At 74.4% G+C, this 22,464-nt stretch carries 19 protein-coding genes; 14 read left to right on the top strand and 5 right to left on the bottom strand.

The features are described from left to right. Window positions 1–63: 63 nt before the first annotated feature. Window positions 64–1,020 carry a polyprenyl synthetase family protein gene (locus tag OHA89_RS09105; protein ID WP_406365852.1) on the top strand — a complete coding sequence of 319 codons (957 nt, stop codon included), beginning with the start codon at window positions 64–66 and terminating at the stop codon, window positions 1,018–1,020. A gap of 25 nt (window positions 1,021–1,045) precedes the next feature. Here OHA89_RS09105 and OHA89_RS09100 read toward each other — a convergent pair whose 3' ends face one another. From OHA89_RS09100 to OHA89_RS09080, 5 genes are all read right to left on the bottom strand, one after another. Next, on the bottom strand, window positions 1,046–2,833 hold the full coding sequence (locus tag OHA89_RS09100) for an AMP-binding protein (RefSeq protein ID WP_406365851.1): 1,788 nt from the start codon (window positions 2,831–2,833) through the stop codon (window positions 1,046–1,048). Then, complete coding sequence (locus OHA89_RS09095; RefSeq protein WP_406365850.1) at window positions 2,824–5,049, bottom strand: ATP-binding protein; 2,226 nt, start codon at window positions 5,047–5,049, stop codon at window positions 2,824–2,826. Before OHA89_RS09095 ends, OHA89_RS09100 begins: the two co-directional genes overlap by 10 nt. Window positions 5,050–5,113: 64 nt before the next feature. Further along, on the bottom strand, window positions 5,114–6,238 hold the full coding sequence (locus OHA89_RS09090) for a hypothetical protein (RefSeq protein WP_406365849.1): 1,125 nt from the start codon (window positions 6,236–6,238) through the stop codon (window positions 5,114–5,116). Further along, entirely contained in the window at window positions 6,175–7,701 is a 1,527-nt protein-coding gene (locus tag OHA89_RS09085) for a BTAD domain-containing putative transcriptional regulator (protein WP_406365848.1), read from the bottom strand. The genes OHA89_RS09090 and OHA89_RS09085 overlap by 64 nt, the downstream gene beginning before the upstream one ends. Window positions 7,702–7,706: 5 nt before the next feature. Further along, entirely contained in the window at window positions 7,707–8,708 is a 1,002-nt protein-coding gene (locus OHA89_RS09080) for an AfsA-related hotdog domain-containing protein (RefSeq protein WP_266614115.1), read from the bottom strand. 261 nt (window positions 8,709–8,969) lie between these two features. Here OHA89_RS09080 and OHA89_RS09075 point away from each other — a divergent pair, with 261 nt between their 5' ends. From OHA89_RS09075 to OHA89_RS09015, 13 genes are all read left to right on the top strand, one after another. Beyond that, window positions 8,970–10,337 (top strand): MFS transporter, encoded by a 1,368-nt coding sequence (locus OHA89_RS09075; protein ID WP_406365847.1) that lies wholly within the window; start codon window positions 8,970–8,972, stop codon window positions 10,335–10,337. 98 nt (window positions 10,338–10,435) lie between these two features. Then, window positions 10,436–11,446, top strand: a complete 1,011-nt coding sequence (locus OHA89_RS09070) for an AIR synthase-related protein (protein WP_406365846.1) — start codon at window positions 10,436–10,438, stop codon at window positions 11,444–11,446. 126 nt (window positions 11,447–11,572) lie between these two features. Beyond that, complete coding sequence (locus OHA89_RS09065) at window positions 11,573–11,953, top strand: hypothetical protein (RefSeq protein WP_406365845.1); 381 nt, start codon at window positions 11,573–11,575, stop codon at window positions 11,951–11,953. A 28-nt stretch (window positions 11,954–11,981) separates the two neighbouring features. Next, a complete protein-coding gene (locus OHA89_RS09060) occupies window positions 11,982–12,452 on the top strand; it encodes a hypothetical protein (RefSeq protein ID WP_406365844.1) in 471 nt (156 codons plus the stop codon). Window positions 12,453–13,018: 566 nt separating this feature from the next. Next, window positions 13,019–13,684 (top strand): MSMEG_1061 family FMN-dependent PPOX-type flavoprotein, encoded by a 666-nt coding sequence (locus tag OHA89_RS09055; RefSeq protein ID WP_266614108.1) that lies wholly within the window; start codon window positions 13,019–13,021, stop codon window positions 13,682–13,684. Window positions 13,685–13,805: 121 nt separating this feature from the next. After that, the gene (locus OHA89_RS09050; protein WP_215145821.1) at window positions 13,806–14,405 is read left to right on the top strand and encodes an acyltransferase; all 600 of its coding nucleotides are present in this window, start codon (window positions 13,806–13,808) and stop codon (window positions 14,403–14,405) included. Window positions 14,406–14,837: 432 nt separating this feature from the next. Then, window positions 14,838–16,007, top strand: coding sequence for a hypothetical protein (locus OHA89_RS09045; RefSeq protein WP_266614107.1), 1,170 nt, complete (start codon window positions 14,838–14,840; stop codon window positions 16,005–16,007). Then, window positions 16,004–16,774 (top strand): WecB/TagA/CpsF family glycosyltransferase, encoded by a 771-nt coding sequence (locus tag OHA89_RS09040; protein WP_266614105.1) that lies wholly within the window; start codon window positions 16,004–16,006, stop codon window positions 16,772–16,774. The genes OHA89_RS09045 and OHA89_RS09040 overlap by 4 nt, the downstream gene beginning before the upstream one ends. Beyond that, window positions 16,774–18,030, top strand: coding sequence for a nucleotide sugar dehydrogenase (locus OHA89_RS09035; protein ID WP_257553578.1), 1,257 nt, complete (start codon window positions 16,774–16,776; stop codon window positions 18,028–18,030). The genes OHA89_RS09040 and OHA89_RS09035 overlap by 1 nt, the downstream gene beginning before the upstream one ends. Before the next feature lie 2 nt (window positions 18,031–18,032). Beyond that, window positions 18,033–19,160 carry a non-hydrolyzing UDP-N-acetylglucosamine 2-epimerase gene (wecB, locus tag OHA89_RS09030; protein WP_266614102.1) on the top strand — a complete coding sequence of 376 codons (1,128 nt, stop codon included), beginning with the start codon at window positions 18,033–18,035 and terminating at the stop codon, window positions 19,158–19,160. Between the two features lie 19 nt (window positions 19,161–19,179). Next, window positions 19,180–19,929, top strand: coding sequence for a chain length determinant protein (locus tag OHA89_RS09025; protein WP_266614100.1), 750 nt, complete (start codon window positions 19,180–19,182; stop codon window positions 19,927–19,929). After that, window positions 19,926–21,380: an oligosaccharide flippase family protein gene (locus OHA89_RS09020; RefSeq protein WP_266614098.1), complete on the top strand. Its 1,455-nt coding sequence runs from the start codon at window positions 19,926–19,928 to the stop codon at window positions 21,378–21,380. Before OHA89_RS09025 ends, OHA89_RS09020 begins: the two co-directional genes overlap by 4 nt. Beyond that, window positions 21,377–22,453, top strand: coding sequence for a hypothetical protein (locus OHA89_RS09015; RefSeq protein ID WP_266614096.1), 1,077 nt, complete (start codon window positions 21,377–21,379; stop codon window positions 22,451–22,453). Before OHA89_RS09020 ends, OHA89_RS09015 begins: the two co-directional genes overlap by 4 nt. The last annotated feature ends 11 nt before the right edge of the window (window positions 22,454–22,464 follow it).

The following is a 22,464-nucleotide window of genomic DNA, read 5'->3' as shown; positions in this document are numbered from 1 at the left end:
GCTGCCCGCAAGACACCTCGGGGAGGGTCTGGTCATGATCCGCAGCCCACCAGGGAGGGCATCATGACCACACCGACGCACGACCAGCCGTGGCGGACGGCCACACCCGCACAGGTCCGCGACGCCATGCTCGACCGGGTCGAGGAGCGCCTCGCCCGGCTGCTCGCCGAGGAACACCGCAACCGGCGTACGTCCGATCCGCGCAGTGCCGTCCTGGTCGCCGGCGTCGCCGAGCTCGTCCAGGCCGGGGCCGAGCGCGCCCACCCGGTCATCTGCCTCACCGGATACCTCGCGGCGGGCGGCGACCCGGACGGCGACGACGCCGTGGCCGCGGCCGCCGCGCTCGAACTCCTCGACACCTGCCTGATGATCCGCGAGGACGTACGGGACAACGCGTCGCTGCGCCGCGGCATCCCGACCCTGCACATCAGCCACGCCGCCGAGCACGAGCGCAACGGCTGGCGGGGCGAGTCCCGCCGGTTCGGGGAGGGCACCGCCGTGCTCGCGGGCGATCTCGCGCTCGCCTACGGGGACCGGCTCGCGGTCCGGCTGCCGTACGAGGCCTGGGAGTTGTGGGACGACCTGCGCACCGAGCGGGCGATCGGGGCGCACGCCGCGGCCGCCGCCGCGACCGAGTACCTCGACGACGCCTGGCCCGGCCAGTGCCTCGACGGCTGCCGCAGCGGCTGCGGCGCGGGCTGGTACGGGCTGCGCCACGCGCTGCTGATCGGCGCCTCGCTGGCCGGTCGGGAGGATCTGCGCGAGAGCTACGAGGAGTACGCGCGGGCCCTGCACGCGGCCTGGCGGATCCGCGGATTCCTGCGCGGTGGCCCGGGCTTCGACGGCGACGCCCAGTTCCTGCGCGACGTGTTCTTCGACGCGCGGGCGCGCGACGGCGCCGAGGAGACCATCGCCGGACTCCTGGCGCGCGCGGACGCGGCGGTGGAGGCGGCCACCGTCGACCCGGCGTGGCGCACCGAACTCGCCGCCTTCGCCCGCCGGGTGGCGGGCTGCGACTAGGGGGTGTCTTGCCGATCGGGCCGGATCAGGGCGCGGTGCCAGGTGCCGCGAGCCCGGCCCGATCGACAAGACACCCCTGGCGCCGCCGCCGTTCAGCCGGGGCGGGCCGGGGCCCGCCCGGCCGCAGCCGCGTCAGCCAGCTCCGCAGCGCCCCGCGGCGGATCCGGCCCTCCTCGTCGCGCGGCAGGGCGCCGACGATCTCCAGCCGCGTCGGCAGGAAGGCCTCCGCGACACCCCCGGCGGTGAGGTGCTCCCGCAGCTCGGCCGGACCCGGCGGCCGGTCCTGGGCGGTCGGGACCACCACCGCGCAGGGCAGTTCCCCGTGCTCGGGATCGGTGTAGGCGACGACCGCGGCCTCGCGGACCCGGGGGTGGCTCAGCAGCCGCTCCTCCACCTCGGCCACCGGCACCATGAAGATCGCGCCGGTGCGCGTGCCCGCCCGGGCGAGGACCCGGATCCCGCCGTGCGGTCCGGCCTCCGCCAGGTCGCCGGTGTCGAGCCAGCCGTCCGCCCGCTCCCAGGTGGGCACCGGCGCCGGGGCACCGTGCTCCCAGGTGGCCAGGCACACCGACGGGCCGCGCACCGCGAGCGCCCCGGTCCCGTGCCCGGCGGACACCTCCAGCCCGTGCAGCGGGCGGAATCCGTCACCCTGGTCCGGGGCGTTGCCGGAGAGCGCGCCCATGCCCAGCTCCGGCGCCCCCCACACGGAGAGCACGGGGACGCCGAACACCTCGCGCAGTGCGGCGGCGAGTGGCCCCGGGGTGCTGGTGCGCCCGCCGGACAGGACCAGCCGCAGCCGGTCCAGCTCCCGGGGGCGGCGCTGCTGGGCGGTGAGCAGCTCGGAGCAGTACGCGGGCTCCGCGTACACCTGGTCCACCCCGGCCGCGGCCATCAGGTCCAGGCACCGGCCCGGGTCCCACACGTCCTGGCAGACGCCCGTCCCGCCGACCGCCAGCGGCCAGCACACGGTGTAGATCAGCGAGGCGAGCGAGGTGAGCGGCAGCGTGCTGAGGAAGACCTCGCCGGGCCGCCGCCCCGGGCCGTCGCCCCCGTGCTGGGCGGCGATGTTGGCGTACAGCGTGTTGGGGGAGTGCAGTACCGAGGTGTAGGAGTCCCGCAGGCCCATCACGCTGATCAGCAGGGCCGGCCGGTCGGCCTGCCCGGCGTACGGCCTGCTCCGCCGGCCGGCCTCGGTGCGTTCGTGCGCGGTGCGCCGGAAGTACGCCGCGAAATCGACGGCCCCGGTCGCCGCCGCGTCCCCCACGACGACCCGGTGGCGCAGCCACGGCAGCCCCGGGGCGAGATCCGCGAGGACCTCGGCGTGCGCGTAGCCCTCCCAGACGTCGGGCACCACGCAGACCCGGGCCCGGGTGCTCTCCAGGATCCGGTGCAGTCCGTGGGCCCGTACGGTCGGCAGCACCGGCACCGCCACCGCCCCGGCCCGCAGACAGGCCAGGGTCAGCGCCGCGGTCTCCCACCAGCTCGGCAGCTGGTAGGCGACCGGGTCCCCGGGCGCGACCCCGAGCGAGGCCAGGGCGGCGGCGAACCGGTCGACGTACAAGGAGAGCTGGGCGTAGGTGACGACGACCCTGCGCCGGCCGGCGGGCCGGTGCGCCCGCTCCGAGACGATCGCCGGGCGCTCGGGCGCGGCGGCGGCCGTACGGTACAGATCGTCGAGGAAGGTCTCCGGGCGCCACCAGCCGGCCGCCCGGAACCGGTCCGAGAGCCCCGCGGGCGGGGTGAGGCCGGGCGGCCGGCCGTGCACCGCGCCGTGCGCCGCCGCGCTTTCCGAGGGTGAATCCGTCAGCCCCATCGGCCCACCGCCCCGGCGACCTGCACCCGTGAGGTGCACCCCAGACGGCGCATCACCTGGCGGACGTGGTTGACCACCGTCCACTCGGAAATGTCCAGCCTGGCCGCGATATGACGGTTCGTCAGTCCCTCGGAGACCAGCAGGGCCACCTGGACCTGCCGCGGCGTGAGGGACTGCGCCTCGGCGACCGCCCCCGCCGCCGGTCGGCGCGAGGAAGCGGGTGCGGAGAGGGCCTCCGCCACCGCGGCCCGCGCGGTCATCCGGACGCCCTCGGCCCACGCCGTGGCGAAGTCGGACCAGTCCAGCCGCGCGCTCAGCTCCGTACGGGCCCGCTCGGCCTCGGAGCGCCACGCGTCCGGCACCTCGGCGCCCGTCGCGGCCCGCAGGGTGTCGGCCGCCGCCAGCAGGCGCACCGTACGCGGCCGCTGGGCAGGCGCCGTGCGCAGCAGCAACAGGGCGAACTCCTCCAGCAGGTCCGGCAGTTCCGTCCGCTCGTCGATCGCCCCGTACAGCCGCAGGGCCTCCCGCAGCGCCCCGTCGGCCCGGTCCGGCTCCTCGCCGTCCAGGGCCAGTGCGGCCGCGGTCCGCAGCGTGCCCGCCAGGCCCCGCCCGTCCCGGATCCGCCGGAACGCCTCCTCGGCCCGGTCCAGCAGCTCCAGCGCCTTGCGCCGGTCGCCCTCGGCCCGCGTGACCGCCGCGAGCGCGGCCGCCGCCCCGGCCGCGCCCCCGGTCACGCCCATGGACGCCAGCGCGCTCAGCGCGGCCACCAGCACGGCCCGCGCCCCCGGCGCATCCCCGGACTTCAGCAGGGCCGTCCCGAGGTGCACGGAGACGAGCGCGTTCTGCCGCCGGTCGCCCACGGCCTTGCCCAGCGCCAGGGCGCTCCGGTGGCGGCGTACGGCCTCCTGCGGATCGCCCAGGGCGAGCGCGAAGAGCCCGGACATGTCGGCCAGCCGGGCCCGTACGGCCTCCGGCAGCGGGGGACCGGCGGCCTCGGCCGAGCTGTCGCACCAGTCCAGGGCCTCCCGCAGCCGCCCCTGCGTCAGCCAGGGCAGCCGGCAGCCGAGCACCAGGGCGGCGGCCGCCTCGTCGTCGCCCCGCTCCCGCAACCGCCGCAGGGCGGCCGTCACGTTCGCACCCTCGGCGGCCAACTCGCGCAGCAGCCGCTCCTGATCGGTCCCGTTCAGCCCCGGCAGTGCGCTGGTCACCAGCAGCCGGTAGCGTTCCGCGTGCGCGTCCAGCGCCGCGCCGTCGCGCCCCGAGTCCGCCAACTCCGCGCGGCGGTGCGAACGTACGGGCTCGGTCACGGCCAGCCGCGGTTCCCCCTGCTCCTCGCCCACCACGGCCAGCAGACCGCGGTCCAGCAGCGTCTCGACCTCCGCCTCCGCCGACACCCCCGCCGCCGACAGGCCGAAGCCCGGCTCGTACACCGAAAGCCGGTCCAGCAGCGCGCGGGCCGGACCGGCCAGGCCCCGGCAGCTCCACTCGGCGAGCGCCGCGAGCGAGCGGTGGCGCTCGGGAGCGTGCGCCGGTCCGCCCGCCAGCACGGTCGTACGGCCGCGCAGCCGGGCGGCGAGCGACTGGGGAGAGAGCAGTCGCAGCCTGCGCGCGGCGAGTTCGACGGCGAGCGGCAGACCGTCCAGCCGCGTGCAGATCTCGGCGACGGCCGCCGCGTTCTCGAGGGTGAGCGCGAAGGCCGGGTCGGCGTCGCGGGCGCGGCGCACGAACAGCGCGACCGAGGCCGCCTCCAGCACCTCGTGCGGGTCGCCGGTGCCCGCGGATCCCGGAACGGGCAGCGGCGCCAGCGGCAGCAACCGCTCCCCGTACACCCCGAGCGGCTCCAGGGCCGTGGCCAGCACCACCACACGGGGATCCCCGGCGAGCGCCGCCACCGCCTCGGCGGCGGCCGGGCGCACATCGTGGTCGCAGCCGTCGAGCAGCAGCAGGACGCGGCCGTGTTCCTCGGGTCCGGCCGGGGTGAGCAGCGGCTCCTGCCCGGCGGCGGCGCACCACCGAACGGCATCGACCACCGTCACCCGGCCGAACTCCCCGCCGATCTCCCGTACGGCCTCCGCGGCCAGCCGGCTCTTGCCCACTCCGGCCCGCCCGGTCACCGTCAGCGTCCGGACCGACGGATCCCGCAGCCGCTCCACCAGCGCGGCGGACTCCCGTTCCCGCCCGACGAGTTCCGTTACCGGGCCCAGCGCAACCGACATGGCTCTCCGTATGTAGCAGTGGAAGGGGATCGCAGGGTCAGGCCGCGGGGCCGCCCCCCCCCGGTCACGTGCGGACACCGGCCGGCCGGATCCGCCAGAGCCCCGGGCGGATCTCCACGGCCCGCTGCTCGCCCCCCTCGGCGGACAGCGCACGCAGCGAACGCCGCGCGTACACCTCGAGCCGGTGATCGCGCAGGCCGACCGCCAGCTCAAGGCACTCGCCGAACCAGGTCCGGGCCCTCGACCGTCCCTCCGGCCCGTCTTGTGCGAGGGCGAGGAGCGCCCGCGCACGGCTCGCCTCGTAGCGGGCGCGGCCCGGCGCCGACAGGGCGGCGAGGGCGGGTTCCAGCAGGGCGGCCGCCTCCGCCGCCGCCCCGGCGTCCAGCCGCAGCTCGGCCAGACCCACCAGGGCGCGGCCCGCCTCCTCCTCGTCACCCGCCTCCCGGGCGTGCGCCAGCGCACGCGCGAACAGCTCCTGCGCCCGCTCCAGGCGCCGGTACTGCCAGGCCAGATCGCCGAGCGAGCGCTCCATCCGGGCCTGCGCCGACCGGTCCGCGCACCGTACGGCGGCGTCCAGGGCCACGGTGAACGCGGCCTCGGCGTCGTCCTCCACCCACCCGCCCGTGGCATCCGTCAGCCGTACCGTCAGCGCCCACAGCCCCGCCTCGTACGCGGTCCGCGCCAGCCGTACGAGCCCCCGCGCGTCGGCGTCCGGCAGCCGGCCCGGCCGCGCCGCGGCGGCCGCCGCGTACGCCCGGCACACCCGCTCCGCCGCCGCCCGCCGTACCTCCGGCGGCTCTTCCAGAGCCAGCCGCTCCACCGCCAGCAGCCGCAGCAGCTCCGGGAGCCGGCAGCCGTCCCGGTCCACGGCCACCAGCCGCTCGTCGGCGAGCACGTCCAGGGCCGCCGCGGCCCGCGCCTCGGCCAGGTCCAGCGCGGCGGCGGCCTGCCGGGCGCCGAACCGGCCCGGCGGCAGCAGCGCCAGCAGGCGGAACTCCCGCCGCTGGGCGTCGGGGGCGGCCGCGTACGCCTCCAACAGGCGGGCCCGTACGTCGACATCGCCGGTCCGCAGCGCGTCGAGCCGCCCGCCCTCGTCGCGCAGCCGGTCCGCCAGCGTGGCGGGGTTCAGTGCGGCCGGGCCGCGAGCTGGGCGGCGGCGGCCCGTACGGCGAGCGGGAGCCGTCCGCACAGCTCGGCTATCTCGGCGACCGTGCCCGGTTCGGCCACAGGGCGGGCCGCGCCGGTACGGATCCCCGCGCGGCCGGTGAACAGCCCGGCGAGCCGCCGGGACTCCTCGGGGCGCCACGGCCCGAGGACCACCGACCGCAGCCCCGGGAGCCCGGCGGGCACCCGGCCCGCGGTCAGCAGCACCGCGGAGCCCCCGGCGAGCGGCAGCAGCGGCCTGACCTGCGTCTCGGAGGTGACGTGGTCGAGGACCAGCAGTACCCGGCGGCCCGTCAGGGGGGTGCGCGCCAGCCGGCCGAGGATCTCCGCCCCGGTCGGCGGCGGCCCGTCGGCGCCGCGCAGGTCCAGGAAGACCAGCCCGTCGGGGAAGGCGTCCGCCACGCGGTGCGCGGCCTCCACCGCGAGCGCCGTCTTGCCGGTGCCCGGCAGGCCCGTCACGGCGACGGCGCCACCTGCGGGGGCGGCCCGTAACAGCTGTTCCAACTCGGTCAGTTCGCCCGTACGGCCGGTGAAGGCCGGGTCTGCGGGGGGCAGCGCGCCGAGTGCGGGGGACCAGCCTCCCGTGCTCCGGGCGCCATCGGATCCGGCGTCGGACCCGGCGTCGGGCCCGGCATCGGACCCCGCACCTCTGGAGCCGGCCGCCGACAGCGCCGGATCGCCCTCCAGGATGCGCCGCTGGAGCTGCCGCGATGCCGGGCCCGGCTCTATCCCGAGCTCCTCCACGAGGGTCCGCCGCAGCAGCGCGAACACCCGCAGCGCCTCCGCCTGCCGCCCGCACCGGTACAGCGCCACCATCAGATGGGCGTGGAACTCCTCGTGCATCGGGTGCTCGGCCACCAGCTCCTGGAGCTCGGCCACCAGCTCGCGGTGCAGCCCGAGGTGCAGCTCGGCCCGGATGCGCTCGTCGAGCACGGTGGTGCGCGCCTCGCCCAGCCGGACGGCCGCGCTGTCCAGGACCGGTCCGTGCGGGGTGTCCGACAGCACCGGCCCGCGCCACAGGGCGAGCGCCCGCCGCTGCAGCTCGGCCGCGGCGGCGAAGTCGGCGGCCCGCAGGGCCTGGTGGCCGCGGCGGGACAGGTCCTCGAAGACCATGGTGTCGAGCGCGTCCGGGCCGACCCGCAGCAGATAGCCCGGACGCCGGGTGACCAGCGACTCCCGGCCGTTCTCCGGATCGGCGCTCCGGAGCGCCTTGCGCAGGTGGGACACGTAGACCTGGAGCGTGGTCGTCGCGGTACGCGGGGGCGCCTGCGGCCAGAGCTCGTCGATGAGGCTCTCTGCCGACACGACCTCGTTCGCACGGACCAGCAGGGTCCCGAGGACGACCCGCAGCTTGGCGGCCTGCGGAGCGTACGAGGCCCCAGGATCGCCGCCCGTGCCGTCGCCCGCAGCGCCGTCGCCCGCACTGCCGCCCGCAGCGCCGTCCGTGCCTCCCGTGACCTCCAGCGGGCCCAGAATCCCGAAGCGCATCGTCCTCAGTGGTCCTGGACCACGGAGGTGCGGGCCTCGGCCACCGCACGGCGGCGCTGCGTCAGGGTGAGCGTGACCGGTACGGAGGGCCGCCCCTCGCCGTCGCGGCCCAGCGGACCGGCCACCGCCACGCAGCGCAGCGGCAGATCGGCCTCGGCCTGTCCGCGGAAGTGCACCTGGCAGGCGCCGAGCGCGCTGCGGACGGGGTCGAGCCCGTGCGTCCGACCCGCCGCGAGCAGCGAGGTCTGGCGCAGCGCCTCCAGCAGGTGCAGTCCGGAGACCTGTCCGTCCTCACCGAGGAACACGGGGCTGATGTGGCGGGTGAGCAGCCAGGTGCTGAGCCGGCCTCGTGCGGCGTCCGTCGGTTCGCTGATCACCGTGTTCTCGGGGGCGTAGCGGCCCGTCTCGGCGGCGTCGGCGGGCCGCAGCGGGCCGTCGGGCGCATCGTCGAGCTCGGGCGCGGCCTGCAGGGCCTGCCGGGAGTGCTCAAGGTGGCGGCGGTAGAGCTTCGGCATGAGGAAGACCAGACCGGCGGCGCCCGTCGCGCACGGGCGGCCGTCGATCACCACCTCGAGGTGGAAGTCGAGTCCGCGCGGCACTTCGGCGACCACGTTCGCCGGCCGGGCCCTGATGTGGGTCTCCATGGGGACGGGGCCGGCCGCGGGCCCGTCCGTACGCCAGGCGGAGAGATCGGTGAGGTCGAGGGTGAAGCGGTAGAACAGGCCCGGGCGGTCCTCCGGCACGCCGAAGTAGCGGTGGCCGACGAACTCGCCGATCTCCCGCATGGTCTCGGTCGCGATCTGGAGGTCGTGGAAGTGGCCCGGACCGTCGTTGAAGAGCGGGTGGCCGACAGGGGTCGCGCCGACGAGCGTGAAGTTCTCCTCGCCCAGGCTGGGGACGTCGAGGCCGTAGTGGGCCCGCGAGGGCGGACGGTGGATCAGGTGCCGGGCGGCCGTCGCGTGTCCGTGGATGGCGGGGAGCGAGGTCGTGCTGTTGTCGACTGTCATGTCCCTCTCCTTCTCTCGCGTCATGGTGGAGCGGCGCTCGAGCGGGCATCCAGCCGCCGCCGTTGGCAGGAAAGTGCATGGCAGGAACTCGTCCGTCGCCCGTCGCCCCTGATCCGCGTACGTGAGCTTTAGTCACGTCCAAGCGGGAGGGCGGACCCTGAGGTACGAGAGCCCCGCCCCCCGGGATGTCCCCCCAGCCCCCGGGCGGGGCCCTTTTCTTCCCACCGCAGACCTCCACAGCTCCCCGGAAGGAAGCCCCCGATGGCCACCACAGGGTCCGGGCGAACCCGGGTCGCCCCGCCGGACACCGCCGCGCGGCCGCCGGGTCCCATGGCCGGGCTGCCGGCCCGGCTCCGCATCGGCTACGCCTCCGGATCGCTCGTCACCGGGACGTTCACCACCCTCCCGGGCCTGCTCCTGCTTCCGTACCTCACGGACACCCTGGGCGTGGGCGCCGCGCTGGCCGGCGCGATCGTGTTCGTCCCCAAGGCCTGGGACGCCTTCCTCAACCCGCTGGTCGGCCGGGCCAGCGACCGCACCCGTACCCGCTGGGGCTCGCGCCGCCCGTACGTCCTGTGCGGCGGGCTCGCGATGGCCCTGGCCTTCGCGCTGACCTTCGCGGGGCTGCTGCCGGGCACCGCCGGAGCCTGGCTCACCGCGGCCGGGTACCTGTTCACCGCGACCGCGTTCGCCTTCTTCCTGGTGCCGTACGTCGCCATGCCCGCCGAGCTCACCGACCGGCACGAGGACCGTATGCGCATGGTCGGCGGACGGGTCGCCGTCATCGGCGTGGCGGCACTGGTCACCGGCGCCGCCGGACCCGCCCTCATCGACGCCGGGGGCGGCGGCCTCGCCGGGCACCGGTGGATGGGGATCTTCGGCGGGGCGGTGATCGCCCTCGGGGCGGTCTGGGTCTTCGCGGGCACCTCAGGCGCCCCCCGGGACGCCCCCGTCATGGAAACCGAGTCGGGCCTGCGCCGCCAATTCGCCGCCGCCCGCGGCAACCCGGCCTTCATGGCACTGCTGCGGTGCGTGGTCGTCCAGTCCGTCGCGACCGGCGTCCTGCTCGCGGGCGCGCCGTACTTCGCCGCACACGTACTGCGCGACTCCTCCGGCGTCGGCGCCCTCGTCGCCGCCTTCGTCGCCCCCAACCTGCTGACCGTGCCCCTCTGGTCGCGGCTGCGCGGCCGCCACGGCTACCCGATCGCCTCGGCCCTGTTCGCCGCCGGCTGCCTGCTCTTCCTCGCCGCGCCCGCGCTGCCCGAGGGGGCGGTGCTGCTTTCCATGGCGCTGGCCGGCACCGGCCACGCGGGCCAGCTGCTCTTCCTCTACGCGATGCTGCCGGACTGCATCGCCCGGGACGCGGCCCGTACCGAACGGCGCCAGGCGGGCGTCCTGTCCGGCCTGTTCAGCACCGGCGAGGGCCTGGGCGTAGCCCTCGGCCCCTTCCTGTACGGAGTGGTCCTCCAGCTCTGCGGCTACGTGTCCTCCGGCACCGGCCGCGCCGCCGAACAGACCCCTGCGGCCGAACTCGGCATGCTGGCCGGCTTCGCACTCCTCCCGGCCCTGGCGACGGCGCTGGCCGTAGCCCTGCTCCGCTCCTACGACCGCCCGGACCTCCCCTACTGACCCCTCATCAGCAGCCGCGCCACGACACGGGTATGCGGGGGACCGTCCGCGCAGGATGATGGGACGATCATGACTCGCGGGCTTCGGGGGAGGCACTCGTGACGTACACACAGGAGTGGGACACGGCACAGGTCGGGTTCGGACCGGAGGTCCGGGCCCTGATCGAGGAGGCCCTCGTCCCGGAGCCCGGCACGTCACCCGGCGGCTCACCCGGCACGTCACCCGGCGCGGGCGGCGGCCCCGGCGCCGCCGAGGCCTTCGTCGTCCGGTCCGGCACCTATGTCGTCGACCCGCCCTTCTTCGGCAACGGGGACATCGGCCGGGTCGCCGTCTGCGGGGCCGTCAACGAACTGGCCGCCACCGGCGCCGAAGCCCGCCACCTGGCCCTCGGCATCGTGCTGGAGGCCGGCCTCCCCCTGGACCTGGTGCACAGGCTGACCGCCTCCGTACGCGGCGCGGCCGCCGAGGCCGGGGTCACCATCGCCGCCGTCGACACCCAGGTCGTCCGCGCGGGCGAGGCCGACCGGGTCTTCGTCACCGCGACCGCGTTCGGCGTGCCGAGCGGACCGCCCATGGAGCTCGGCTCGGTCCGGCCGGGCGACCGCATCGTGGTGACCGGGCCGCTGGGCAGCCACGCCGCCCACCTGGTCTCCCTGCGCGACGGCCTCGGGTACGAGCACCACGTGCCCAGCGACTGCGCCCCCCTGGGAGACCTGCTGCGCACGGTGCGCCCGCACGTCCGCCACGCCCGTACGGTGGCCGCGGGCGGCCTCGCGGAGGTCCTGCGCCGGTGCGCCGCCGCCCGCGGCCTGACCCTGCGCATCGAGGAGGCCGCTCTGCCCGTACGGTACGAGGCGCGGCCGGCCCTCGCCGCCCGTGGCCTCGCCCCCCTCGACGCGGCCTGCGCCGGCTGCCTGTGCCTGTTCGTCCCGCCCGAGCACACCGCCCCCGCCCTGACCGCACTGCGCGCCCACCCCTACGGCCGCCACGCGGCCGTCGTCGGCGAGGTCACGCCCGAGGCCCCGGGTGACGTCGAGTTCCTCACTCCGGACGGCCGCCTCCACACCCGTACCGTCCCTTCCGGTTCGGTCCCCGAACGCCTCCTGTGACCGGGCCGCGCACCGGAACGGTTGCCACGGACACCCTTCCGATCGCGGGCACCAGCCGCCATACTGCTCATCCGTGACTCCCTCGGACACTCCTTACCGAGCGGGAGTTCGAGCATCGGGGGATGCATGTCCACACCTGGACGGACTTCCGGCTTACCCGCAGCAGAGGACGCCGCCGCCGAGCCGCGGCACATCCGCAGCGAAGCCACCCGGCTGCTGTGCGCGGGCGTCTGGTTCGACAGCGAATTCCGCCGCCGCGTCATCGAGCAGCTGGTCGAGCACGAGGAGCGGCCGATCGCCCCCTCGCTCGGCATCGACGCCCTGCCGGTCCTCGCGCACGCCCTGCGGGCACGCTGGCTGGAGGTGGAGACCGCGGCCGCGCTGCTGGCCCTCTGGGCGGTCTTCATCGGTCTCGGGCTGGCCGGGGTCGGCGCCCAATCGGTGCTGCCCGCACCCTGGTTCCTGGCCTACGGGCCACGGCCCTCTCCGTCTTCCGCGCCTGGCTGACCCTCCCGCAGCACGGGAACTGGGCAGCGTGAAGGACATCTACCTGTTCCAGGAGATGGACATCAGCCGGTACGTGAGGACGCTGCAGGACCGCATCGCGAGCGGGGTGCAGGACGCGCTGCGCACGAAGGGCTACGAGACGGGCGGCTTTGAGCAGTACGTCGTCAGCGTCAGCGGCGGCGGGGTGTTCATCGGGGCGATGAGCGGAGGCGCCGCGGCCACCGGTCGCGGCGCCAGAGCCCTCGACGCCTCCGAGGAACTGATCGGCGTCTCCGCCGAGTTCCGGACGGCCCTCGGCACCCTGCGCGAGCAACTGCGCCTGCTCAGCCCCAGCGACGAGACCTCCGAGGTCGACGCCGGGCTCGCCGGGGCCGAGGAGGAGATCGGCGCCACGGGGCAGGTGCGGCGCGAGCGCCTCGACGTCGGTGCGACGGCCGCGGCCGGGCTCGCCTCGGCGGGGGCCCTCGTGGAGCAGATCACACAACTTCTGACCGGGTAGGGGTGGTCGGCGTGACCTCATGGGACGAGGACAGTCAGGCCTGGGTGGAGGCGGGCGGCCCGGCCGGCCCGGACGGACCGCCACCGGGGGAGCGGACCCGGCGCATGTCGATCGTGGTGATCACCGCGGCCCTGCTCGCCGCGGCGGCCGGGGCCGGGATCTGGGCGCTGGTACACGACGGCGGTGGCGGCGGCGATACGCCGGATCCCGCGCCGCCGGCCGCGACCGGCGTCCTGGCCGACCCGTGCGACGCGGTCGACAGCGACGTGACGGGCGGGTGGAAGCTGGACTCAGGGACATCCCCCTGGAACCGAAGCCGCCCCCCACGTCCGTGCCCGGGGTACGGTCCGCGATGGTCAGCGGGAACGCCAAGGGCTGCGTGATCCTGTGGCCCACGTCGTTCGGGAAGGCGCTCGTCATGGCCCAGCAGGGCACCGGGAGCCCGGACCGGAACGTGTGCGACATCGCCGCCGACTTCGCCGAAGCGGTGGCCCCCGAAGTGCCCGGCTGGAGACACGGCCGCGCCCCCGGCGGGAGGCTCCGGGGGTCGGATAGATTGCGTGGACGTGACAACCACCACGCCGCCGAACGGCCGCATATTCGATGCCCTGAACGCCGACGCCGTCCAGACCACGGCCCAGCTGCGCGAGCTCTACGAGGAACCCAGCGAACTGGTCCGCCGCAAGGCGGTGGACCGGATCCACGACGTCGCGCGCGCCGTGATCGGCAGATCGTCGCTCGTGTTCATCGCCAGCGCGGGCGCCGGCGGCCACTGTGACGTGACCCCCCGGGGCGGACCGGCCGGATTCGTGTCCGTCCTGGACGAGTTCACCCTCGCCATTCCCGATGCCACCGGCAACAAGCGGCTCGACAGCAGCCACAACATCGTGGAGACGGGGCGGGCCGGCCTGATCTTCGTCATCCCCGGCCGGGCGACCACCCTGCGCGTGAACGGCAGGGCCTGCGTCTCCGCCGACCCGCGCCTGCTGGAGCAGCTGACCGCCGTCGGCAAGCCGCCGCGCAGCGCGATCGTGGTGGAGGTGGAGGAGCTCTACCAGCACTGCCCGAAGGCGTTCCTGCGCAGCAGCGCCTGGAAGCCCGGGGAGTGGCTCGCCGAGGACGCCGTCCCGAGTTCCGCCGAGGTCACCCTCTCCCACCTGAACCTGCCGGGCCTGACCATCGAGCAGATCCTGCAGAGCGAGCGCGAGTCCCTCCTCCACCGCTACGAGTGACCGCCAAGTCCGTTTCGTGAACAGTCGGTTGATCCCCACGGCGAGTGTGCCCCGCCGCATATGCTCTGCGTTCGTACGCGCGTGCGTCCGAACACCTCGCGAACCGTAAGGGGACCGCTCCGTGAGTGTCCGCATTCAACCCTCCTCCCAGGTCGACGAGACGGCCGAGCTCGGTGAGGGGACCACCGTCTGGGATCTGGCACAGATACGGGAGGAGGCCCGGCTCGGCCGCGGGTGCATCGTGGGCCGCGGGGCGTACGTCGGGCCGGGCGTGCGGATCGGGGACCACGTCAAGCTCCAGAACTACGCGCTGGTGTACGAGCCCGCCGTGCTCGGCGACGGGGTGTTCATCGGCCCCGCGGCCGTACTCACCAATGACTTCTACCCGCGCGCGGTCGACCCCGACGGCCGGCAGAAGCGGGGCGGGGACTGGGAGGCCGCCGGGGTCGTGGTGGGCGAGGGAGCCTCGCTGGGCGCCCACTCGGTGTGCGTGGCCGGGGTGCGTGTCGGGCGCTGGGCGCTGGTCGCGGCCGGGGCCGTGGTGTCCCGGGACGTACCGGACTTCGCGCTCGTGGCGGGGGTGCCGGCCCGGCGGATCGGCTGGGTGGGCCGGGCGGGGGTCCGCCTCGTGGAGCGCGAGGACGAGCCGGGCGTATGGGAGTGCCCGGACACCGGCGCGCTGCACGAGGAGAAGGACGGCACGCTCATCGAGCGCACCTGACGGAATGTCGGCAATTTAGCGCAACGGCATTTCCTCAAAACCACAATCAACGAACATCCGTGGGCATACCGTGTCCCTGCACAAGGGATCTGAGCAGGCAACAGGCCTGTATCAGTGGGGGGTTGTACACGACGAGGGCACCGCGGGCAGAGCCGCGCGGCGCGGCTTCACCGCGCCCGCGAACGCTGCCGTCGCACGCGCGTGCTCCGGTCCGAGGCATCGCTGGGGGGTCCAGTCGGCGTCCGTCGGACGGCTCGTGCCATCGGCGCAAGGGTGCCGTCGGCGCGGGCGCCGTCACGCGCAATCCCCCTCCGCGGAGTGACGACCGCCAGGTCCGTCCGAGGAGTGATCAGAGGGGGTAGGTGTGTTGGAGCCGTACAGCTCGGACATACGGGGTGCGCGCAGCACCCGGGGAGTCGGGGTGGGGACCCGATGACCATCACACGATTAGGAGCACTGGCCCGCGAGGACGTGCCGCTGCACGCCCTCGCCGAGCGTCTGCTCGCGCTGGCCGAGGCGGGGCTGCCCGGGATGTACCTGCCGGGCGCCGAGACGTTCGTGTTCACCCGGGTGGGCAAGGCCTCACCCGACGGCGCCCGCGGCCTCGAGCAGCGCGGGACCAGCACCCGGTACGCGGCCATCACCGCACTCGGGGCCAGGTTCCTGCCCGAGGACCGGCAGCGCGTCCTGTTCGGCGGGCGCACCGCCGAGGAGTTCGCCGGACTGCTGGTGGAACGGCTGCCCTCGGTGACGAACCTCGGCGACGCGGCGCTCATCGCCTGGGCCGCCGCCGAAACCGGCCACCCCAAGCTGGCCGACGCCCTCGACCGGGTGGCCGCGCTGGACGTGCCCGGGAAGCCGCAGTACACCGTCGAGGCGGCCTGGGTGCTCTCCGCACTCACCGCCGCCCGCGGCACGGCGGACGTGGAAGACCGCCTTGCGGCCGCCCGCGACCGGTTGCTGGCCGCGAAGTCCGCCGACAGCCCGCTCTTCCCGCACGCCACCGGACCGGGCCTGGTGCCCGGATTCCGGTCCCACGTGGCCTGCTTCGCCGACCAGACCTACCCGCTCCAGGCACTGGCCCGGCTCCACGCGAGCGGCGACGACCCGCAGGCACTCGCGGCCGCCGACGCCTGCGCCGCCCGTATCTGCGCCCTGCAAGGGGACGGCGGACAGTGGTGGTGGCACTACGACGCCCGGCACGGCACCGTCGTCGAGGGCTACCCCGTCTACAGCGTCCACCAGCACGCGATGGCCCCGACCGCCCTGTTCGACCTGGCCGACGCGGGCGGCACCGACTTCGGCAAGGAGATCCGCCGCGGGCTGCGCTGGATGACCGAGGTGCCCGAACTCGCCGGACCCGCCGGCACCCCGCGGGAGCCGATGATCCGCGAGGAACTCGGCGTCACCTGGCGCAAGGTCTACCGCGGCGACCCCAGGAAGGCCGTCCGCGCCGCCCGCGGACTCACCACCCGGGTGGCCCCGCACGCGCGGCTCGCACCGCTCGACCGGCTCTTCCGCCCCGTCGCGGTGGACCGCGAGTGCCGCCCGTACGAGTTCGGCTGGATGCTGTTCGCCTGGCTCGGGGGGCCCCAGAGATGACCCAGAGACAGTCCCTCTTCGGGGTCACGCTCGACGCCCTGACCATGGACGAGACCGTCCAGCGCTGCCTCGACGCGGTACGCCGCGGCGAGCGGATCGAGATCGGCATGGTCAACGCGGCCAAGCTGGTCAACATGCGGCGCGACCCCCGCCTCGCCGAGGCGGTCGCCGGCTGCGACCTGGTCCTGGCCGACGGCCAGGCCGTGGTCTGGGCCGGGCGCGTCCTGGGCGTCCGGCTGCCGGAACGGGTGGCGGGAATCGACCTGTTCATGCGCCTGCTCGCCGCGGCCGAGGCTGCGGACATCTCCGTCTACCTGCTCGGCGCCCGGCAGGAGGTCCTGGAGATGATGCTCCGGCAGATCTCCGAACGGTTCCCGAAGCTGCGGGTGGCCGGCAGCCGCAACGGCTACTTCGCGGACTCCGAGCAGGAGTCGGTCGCCGGCGCCATCGCGGACAGCCGCGCCCAGCTCCTGTTCCTCGGCATGACCTCGCCCAAGAAGGAGATCTTCACCGCCGGTTACGGCGACCGCACCGGCGCCCACGTCGTGCACGGCGTCGGCGGCTCCTTCGACATCCTCGCCGGCATCACCAGACGGGCACCGGTGGTCTGGCAGCGGATGGGACTCGAATGGTTCTACCGCACCCTCCAGGAGCCGCGCCGCCTCGGCAAGCGCTACCTCACCACCAACACCGCCTTCCTCCTCATGACGGTCCGCGAGCTCATCCGCCGCACCCCGTCTGCCGGTTCCGCGAACAGGAGTCACTGATGCGCGTCGTCGTCGTGGGACAGGGATACGTCGGACTGCCACTGGCCATCCGGGCCGCCGAGGTCGGGCACCAGGTGGTCGGCTACGACGTGGACACGCGGCGGGTCAAGAGCCTCGCCGCCGGAGAGTCGTACGTGGAGGACGTCAGCTCCGAACGGCTGAGCCGGGCGCTGGAGCTCGGCACCTACCGGCCCACCGAACTGGCCCGGGACTGCGGCGGCTTCGACGTGGCCGTCGTCACCGTCCCGACCCCGTTACACGATGGTGCCCCCGACCTCCGCTACATCGAGGAGTCGGCCCACACGCTGGCCCGCTACCTGCGCCCCGGCGCGACCGTGGTGCTGGAGTCCACCACCTACCCGGGCACCACCGAGGAACTCTTCGCGCCGATCCTGGAGGACGGCTCGGGGCTCACCGCCGGAGCCGACTTCCACCTCGGCTACAGCCCGGAGCGCATCGACCCCGGGAACGCCGTCTGGGGCTTCCAGCAGACGCCCAAGGTCGTCTCCGGCGTCGACGCCCGCTCGCTGAAGGCCGTCGAGTCCTTCTACGGGGACCTCGTCGACACCACGGTGCCGGTGAGCTCGCCCAAGGAGGCCGAGCTGGCCAAGCTGCTGGAGAACACTTTCCGGCACGTGAACATCGCGCTGGTCAACGAGATAGCGATGTTCGCCCGCCACCTCGACATCGACGTGTGGCAGTCCATCGAAGCCGCGTCCAGCAAGCCCTTCGGCTTCATGAAGTTCACACCCGGCCCGGGGGTCGGCGGTCACTGCCTGCCGATCGACCCCTCGTACCTGTCCTGGCGGGTGCAGCGCGAACTCGGCCAGAGCTTCCGCTTCGTCGAGCTCGCCAACGACATCAACAGCCACATGCCCGAGTACGTGACCCGCCGGGTCATCGACGCGCTCAACTCCAAGCGCCGCTCGGTCAACGGCTCCCGGGTCCTGCTGCTCGGGCTCGCCTACAAGAAGAACACCGGCGACGCGCGGGAGTCGCCCGCGGTGCGCGTCTCGCAACTGCTCCTCGACATGGGGGCCAAGGTGCGCGCGGCCGATCCCCACGTGGTCGAGCACATCAAGGTCGACGCCCGCCTCGTCCGGGTCGAGCCCACCCGCAAGGAACTGGCCGCCGCCGACGTGGTCGTCCTGCTCACCGACCACGACTCCTTCGACTACGCACTGGTCACCGAGCACGCCTCCTTCGTCCTCGACTGCCGCAACCGGCTGTCCGGACCGACGGTGGAGGTGCTCTGAGCATGGGAGACACCGTCCGGATCATCTGTGTCGCCGGAGCACGCCCCAACTACATGAAGATCAAACCGGTGATGGACGCACTGGAGCGCCGCGGCGCCGAGGTGGTCCTCGTCCACACCGGTCAGCACTACGACGAGTCCATGAACGAGGTGTTCTTCCGCGATCTCGGCATCCGCGCCCCCGACCGGTACCTGGGCGCCGGCTCCGGCAGCCACGCCCAGCAGACCGGCCGGGTGATGACGGCCTTCGAGCCGCTGCTCGACGAGGTGGCCCCGGACGCGGTGGTCGTGGTCGGCGACATCAACTCCACGCTCGCCTGCGCCCTGGTGACCGCCAAGGCCGGCCCGCTGCTGGCCCACGTGGAAGCCGGACTGCGCAGCCGTGACTGGGGCATGCCGGAGGAGGTCAACCGGGTCGCCACCGACCGCGTCAGCGACTACCTGCTGGCCCCCTCGCCCGACGCGGCCGCGAACCTGCGGGCGGAGGGCTACCGGGAGGACCAGATCCACGTCGTCGGCAACGTCATGATCGACACCCTCCTCGCCAACCTGGACCGGGCCCGGCGGTCGGACGTCCTGGACCGGTACGGGCTGACCCGGGGCGGGTACGGCCTGGTCACCCTGCACCGCCCGGCCAACGTGGACGACCCCGGTGCCCTGCGCGGCCTGCTGAAGGCCCTGGGCGAGATCGCCGGCCGCTGTCCGCTACTGCTGCCGGTGCACCCCCGGGCCGCCGAGCGGCTCGCCGAAGCGGGCGTACCCGACGGCATCCGGCTGGTGCCGGCCGCCGGGTACCTCGACTTCATCGCCCTCCAGGACTCCGCCCGCCTGGTGCTCACCGACTCCGGGGGCATCCAGGAGGAGACCACCGCCCTGGGCGTGCCCTGCGTCACCCTCCGGGACAACACCGAGCGGCCCATCACGGTCGAGGAGGGCACCAACGTGCTGGCGGGCACCGATCCCGAGCGCATCGTGACCACCGCGCACCGGGTGCTCGACGATCCGCCCGCGCCCCGCTGCCCCGAGCTGTGGGACGGCCGCGCGGGCGACCGCATCGCCGGGGTCCTGCTGGACGGCGGGAGCGCGCGGACCCGGCTCAGACCGACCGACCTCGTTCCGCGGCAACCGTAGTCACAAGAGGGGGAAGACCATGGATCTCGCCGAGATCTGGCGAGTCATGCGCAGGCGCTGGTACGTGCTGCTGCCCGGACTGGCGGTCACGGCGGCGCTCACCGCCGCCGTGTACCTGCTGGTTCCGGTGGAGTACCGGTCACAGAGCACGGTGACGCTCCTGAACTCCGAGAAGGCCACGGTGGCCTTCGACGGCAACCCCTTCCTGAGCACCCAGGCCTCGCTCACCGGGATGGCCGACGGCCTGGCCCGCAACCTCAACTCCGACGACTCCGTCCGGGACCTCAAGTCCCTCGGCATCACCGGAAAACACGAGGCGAAGATCGCCGACAACGCCCAGGGGCCCTTCATGTGGCTGAGCGTCACCGGCACGGACCCCGCCGCCGTCCTGAAGTCGGACGGGATCCTCACCGCCTACGCCGAGAAGCGGCTGCTGGAGTTCCAGACCCAGCAGTCGGTGGCACCGGAGGCCATGATCCGGATGGCGACGATCGTGCCCCCGCAGAAGCCGGAGGCGCAGACGAAGGCCAGGCTCCAGTACCTCGTCATGGCAGGGGTACTGGGCTTTGTGCTCAGCCTGGTCGCCACCTTCTTCGTGGAGGCCCGCCGGCGGCCGCAGCAACCCGGCAAGCACCGGCCCGCACCCGGCGAGGCCGTCGAACCCGCCGAGGACGCCGACGCCATCGCCGACGCCGGGGCCGATGCGTCGGACACCCTGCGCATGACCGTGGCCCACCCGGCCGGTCCGGGCCGGGGAGGATCGCCGTGACCGGCGCCGCGGCGGACACCGAGGCCACCCCGGCGCCGCCGTCACTGGGGCGCAAGGTCGGCTCCGCCGCCAAGTGGAGCCTGGTCAACACCATCGTGATGCGGCTCGGCAACTTCGTGACCGGCATCATCCTCGCCCGGTTCTTCCTCGGCCCCGAGGCCTGGGGCGTGTACGGGATCGCCCAGACGGTCCTGCTCGTCCTGCTCTCCGCGAACGAACTCGGCGTCTCCCTGGCGATCGTGCGCTGGGAGGGCGACCCGCGCCGCTTCGCCCCGACCGTCCTCACCCTGAGCGCGGTCTCCAGCTGCCTGCTGTACGCGGTGCTCTTCGCGGCCGCCCCGGCGGTGGCCGGCGTACTGGGCTCGCCCGAGGCCTCCGGCGTCCTGCGGGTGATGTGCCTGTGCGTGGTCCTCGACGGTCTGTCCCAGGTCCCCGCCGGATTCCTCACCCGCGAGTTCGCGCAGGGCCGGCGGATGGCCGTCGACGGGCTCAACTTCGTGCTCAGCACCGCCGTGACCCTGCTGCTGGCCGTCCAGGGCTGGGGCGCGATGAGCTTCGCCTGGGGCGCCGTCGTCGGCAACGTGGCCGCGCTGATCGGCTGCTGCCTCGCGGCCCCCGGCACCCTGCGGTTCGGCTGGGACCGGGAACAGGCCCGGGCCCTGCTCCGGTTCGGGCTCCCGCTCGCCGGGGCCAGCATGCTCGCCCTCGGCGTGGTCAACGTCGACACCATGGTGGTGGGCTCGGCCCTCGACCCGCTCGCCCTGGGCTTCTACGTGCTCGCCTTCAACATCTCCGGCTGGCCCGTACGGATCGTCTCCGAAGCGGCCCGCCGCGTCTCCTTCGCCGGATTCTCCCGGCTGGCCGACTCACCGCAGGCGCTCGCCACCGGATTCGGCCGCGCCCTCGGCGTCGTCACCACGGCAACCGTCCCGCTCTGCGTCCTGCTGGCCGCCCTCGCCGGACCGATCGTGGAACTCGTCTACGGAGAACGCTGGATGCCCGCCGCCCGGGCCCTGCCCTGGCTGATGGCACTCGGCCTGGTCCGCATCGGCTGCGAACTCGCCTACGACTGTCTGGTGGCCATCGGCCGGCGCCGCTCCCTCATCGCGGTCCAGGGGCTCTGGCTCCTCGTCCTGATCCCGGCCCTGATCGCAGGCGCCCGGGGCGGCGGGATCGTGGGAGTGGCCCAGGGCCACGTCCTGGTCGCCGTGGTCGTCGTGGTGCCGGTGTACCTCCTCGTGCTGCACCGCGGCGGCATCGGGCTGGGCACCGTCGTACGGGCCTGTGCCTGGCCCTTCCTCGGCGGAGCGGTGATGACCGCCGTGGTACTCGGCCTGGAGCGGTACCTCGGCGACGGCGTGCTCGCCCTCGCCGTCACCGGAGCCGCCGGCACCCTCTGCTACGCCGTCTGCGTCCTGCCCAGCCGAGGCTTCCTGCGCGGCAAGCCGTGACCCCCGACCGAAGGCGCCTGGGGGCATGGGCGCTCGCCGCGGTGCTGCTGGCCGTCGTACTCGCCTTGTACCAGGCCGACCGGACCGGTGTGGGCGACCACAAAGCCACGCCGTCGGCCGCCCCCTCGGCCGACCCGTCGGCCGGGCCCTCCGGCACGCCGCCCGGTACGCCCTCCGCGACAACGCCCGCGACACCGCCCGGTACGGGCACCGCCGAACCCCCGGCCACCCCGGGCACCCCCTCCCCGACGGCCTGCGCCGCGCCCGGCGACTGCGGATTCCCCGACGCGAAGAGCACCGGCCCGCGGATCGCCCTCGAACCGCACGACACGGGGAACATGTCCGTCAAGAAGGACGGCACGGTCATCAAGGGCTGGGACATCCGGGGTTCCCTCGACGTCTACGCCAACGACGTCACCGTCATCGACAGCCGGATCACCTCGGCCAACTGGTGGGGGATCAACCTGCGCCCCGGCTTCAGCGGGCTGAAGGTCCTGCACACCACCATCACCGCCGTGCCGGGCAAGGGCCCCGACAACGGAGGGGTCAACTACGCGGTCTCCAACATGGGCGGCAGCTCGATCGAGGTCGGCTGGTGCGACGTCTCGGTCTTCGGCAACGCCCTGTCCATGGGCCAGGGGGACCTGCACGACAACTACGTCCACGACATCGTCGCGTTCCGCAACCAGGGCGGCGAATGGCAGCACACCGACGCCGTCATCAGTGGAGGCGGCAACAAGGGCCGGCTGACCATCCGCCGCAACACCTTGCTGAACTCCGTCGCCGTGGACCGGGGAGCCACCGCCGCCGTCGGCCTGTTCGCCGACACCGGGACCGTCTCCTCCGTCATCGTCGAGGGCAACTGGCTGGCCGGGGGAGCGTACGCGCTCTACGGCGGCGGCCCGGGCGCCACCGGCATCGAGATCACGGACAACGTCTTCTCCACCCAGTACCACCCGGGCAGCGGGGTCTACGGTCCGGTCACCGCCTGGAACGCGGGCGGCGCCGGCAACGTGTGGCGGGGAAACCGCATGTCCGACGGCAGGCCCGTCACCCCCGAACCCACCGGCTGACAGGGAGAGTT

The organism is Streptomyces sp. NBC_01546 (genome assembly GCF_045208355.1).
Lineage (GTDB): Bacteria > Actinomycetota > Actinomycetes > Streptomycetales > Streptomycetaceae > Streptomyces.
The sequence above is the reverse complement of the archived record's forward strand: the minus strand, read 5'-3'. Positions and strand labels throughout refer to the sequence as shown.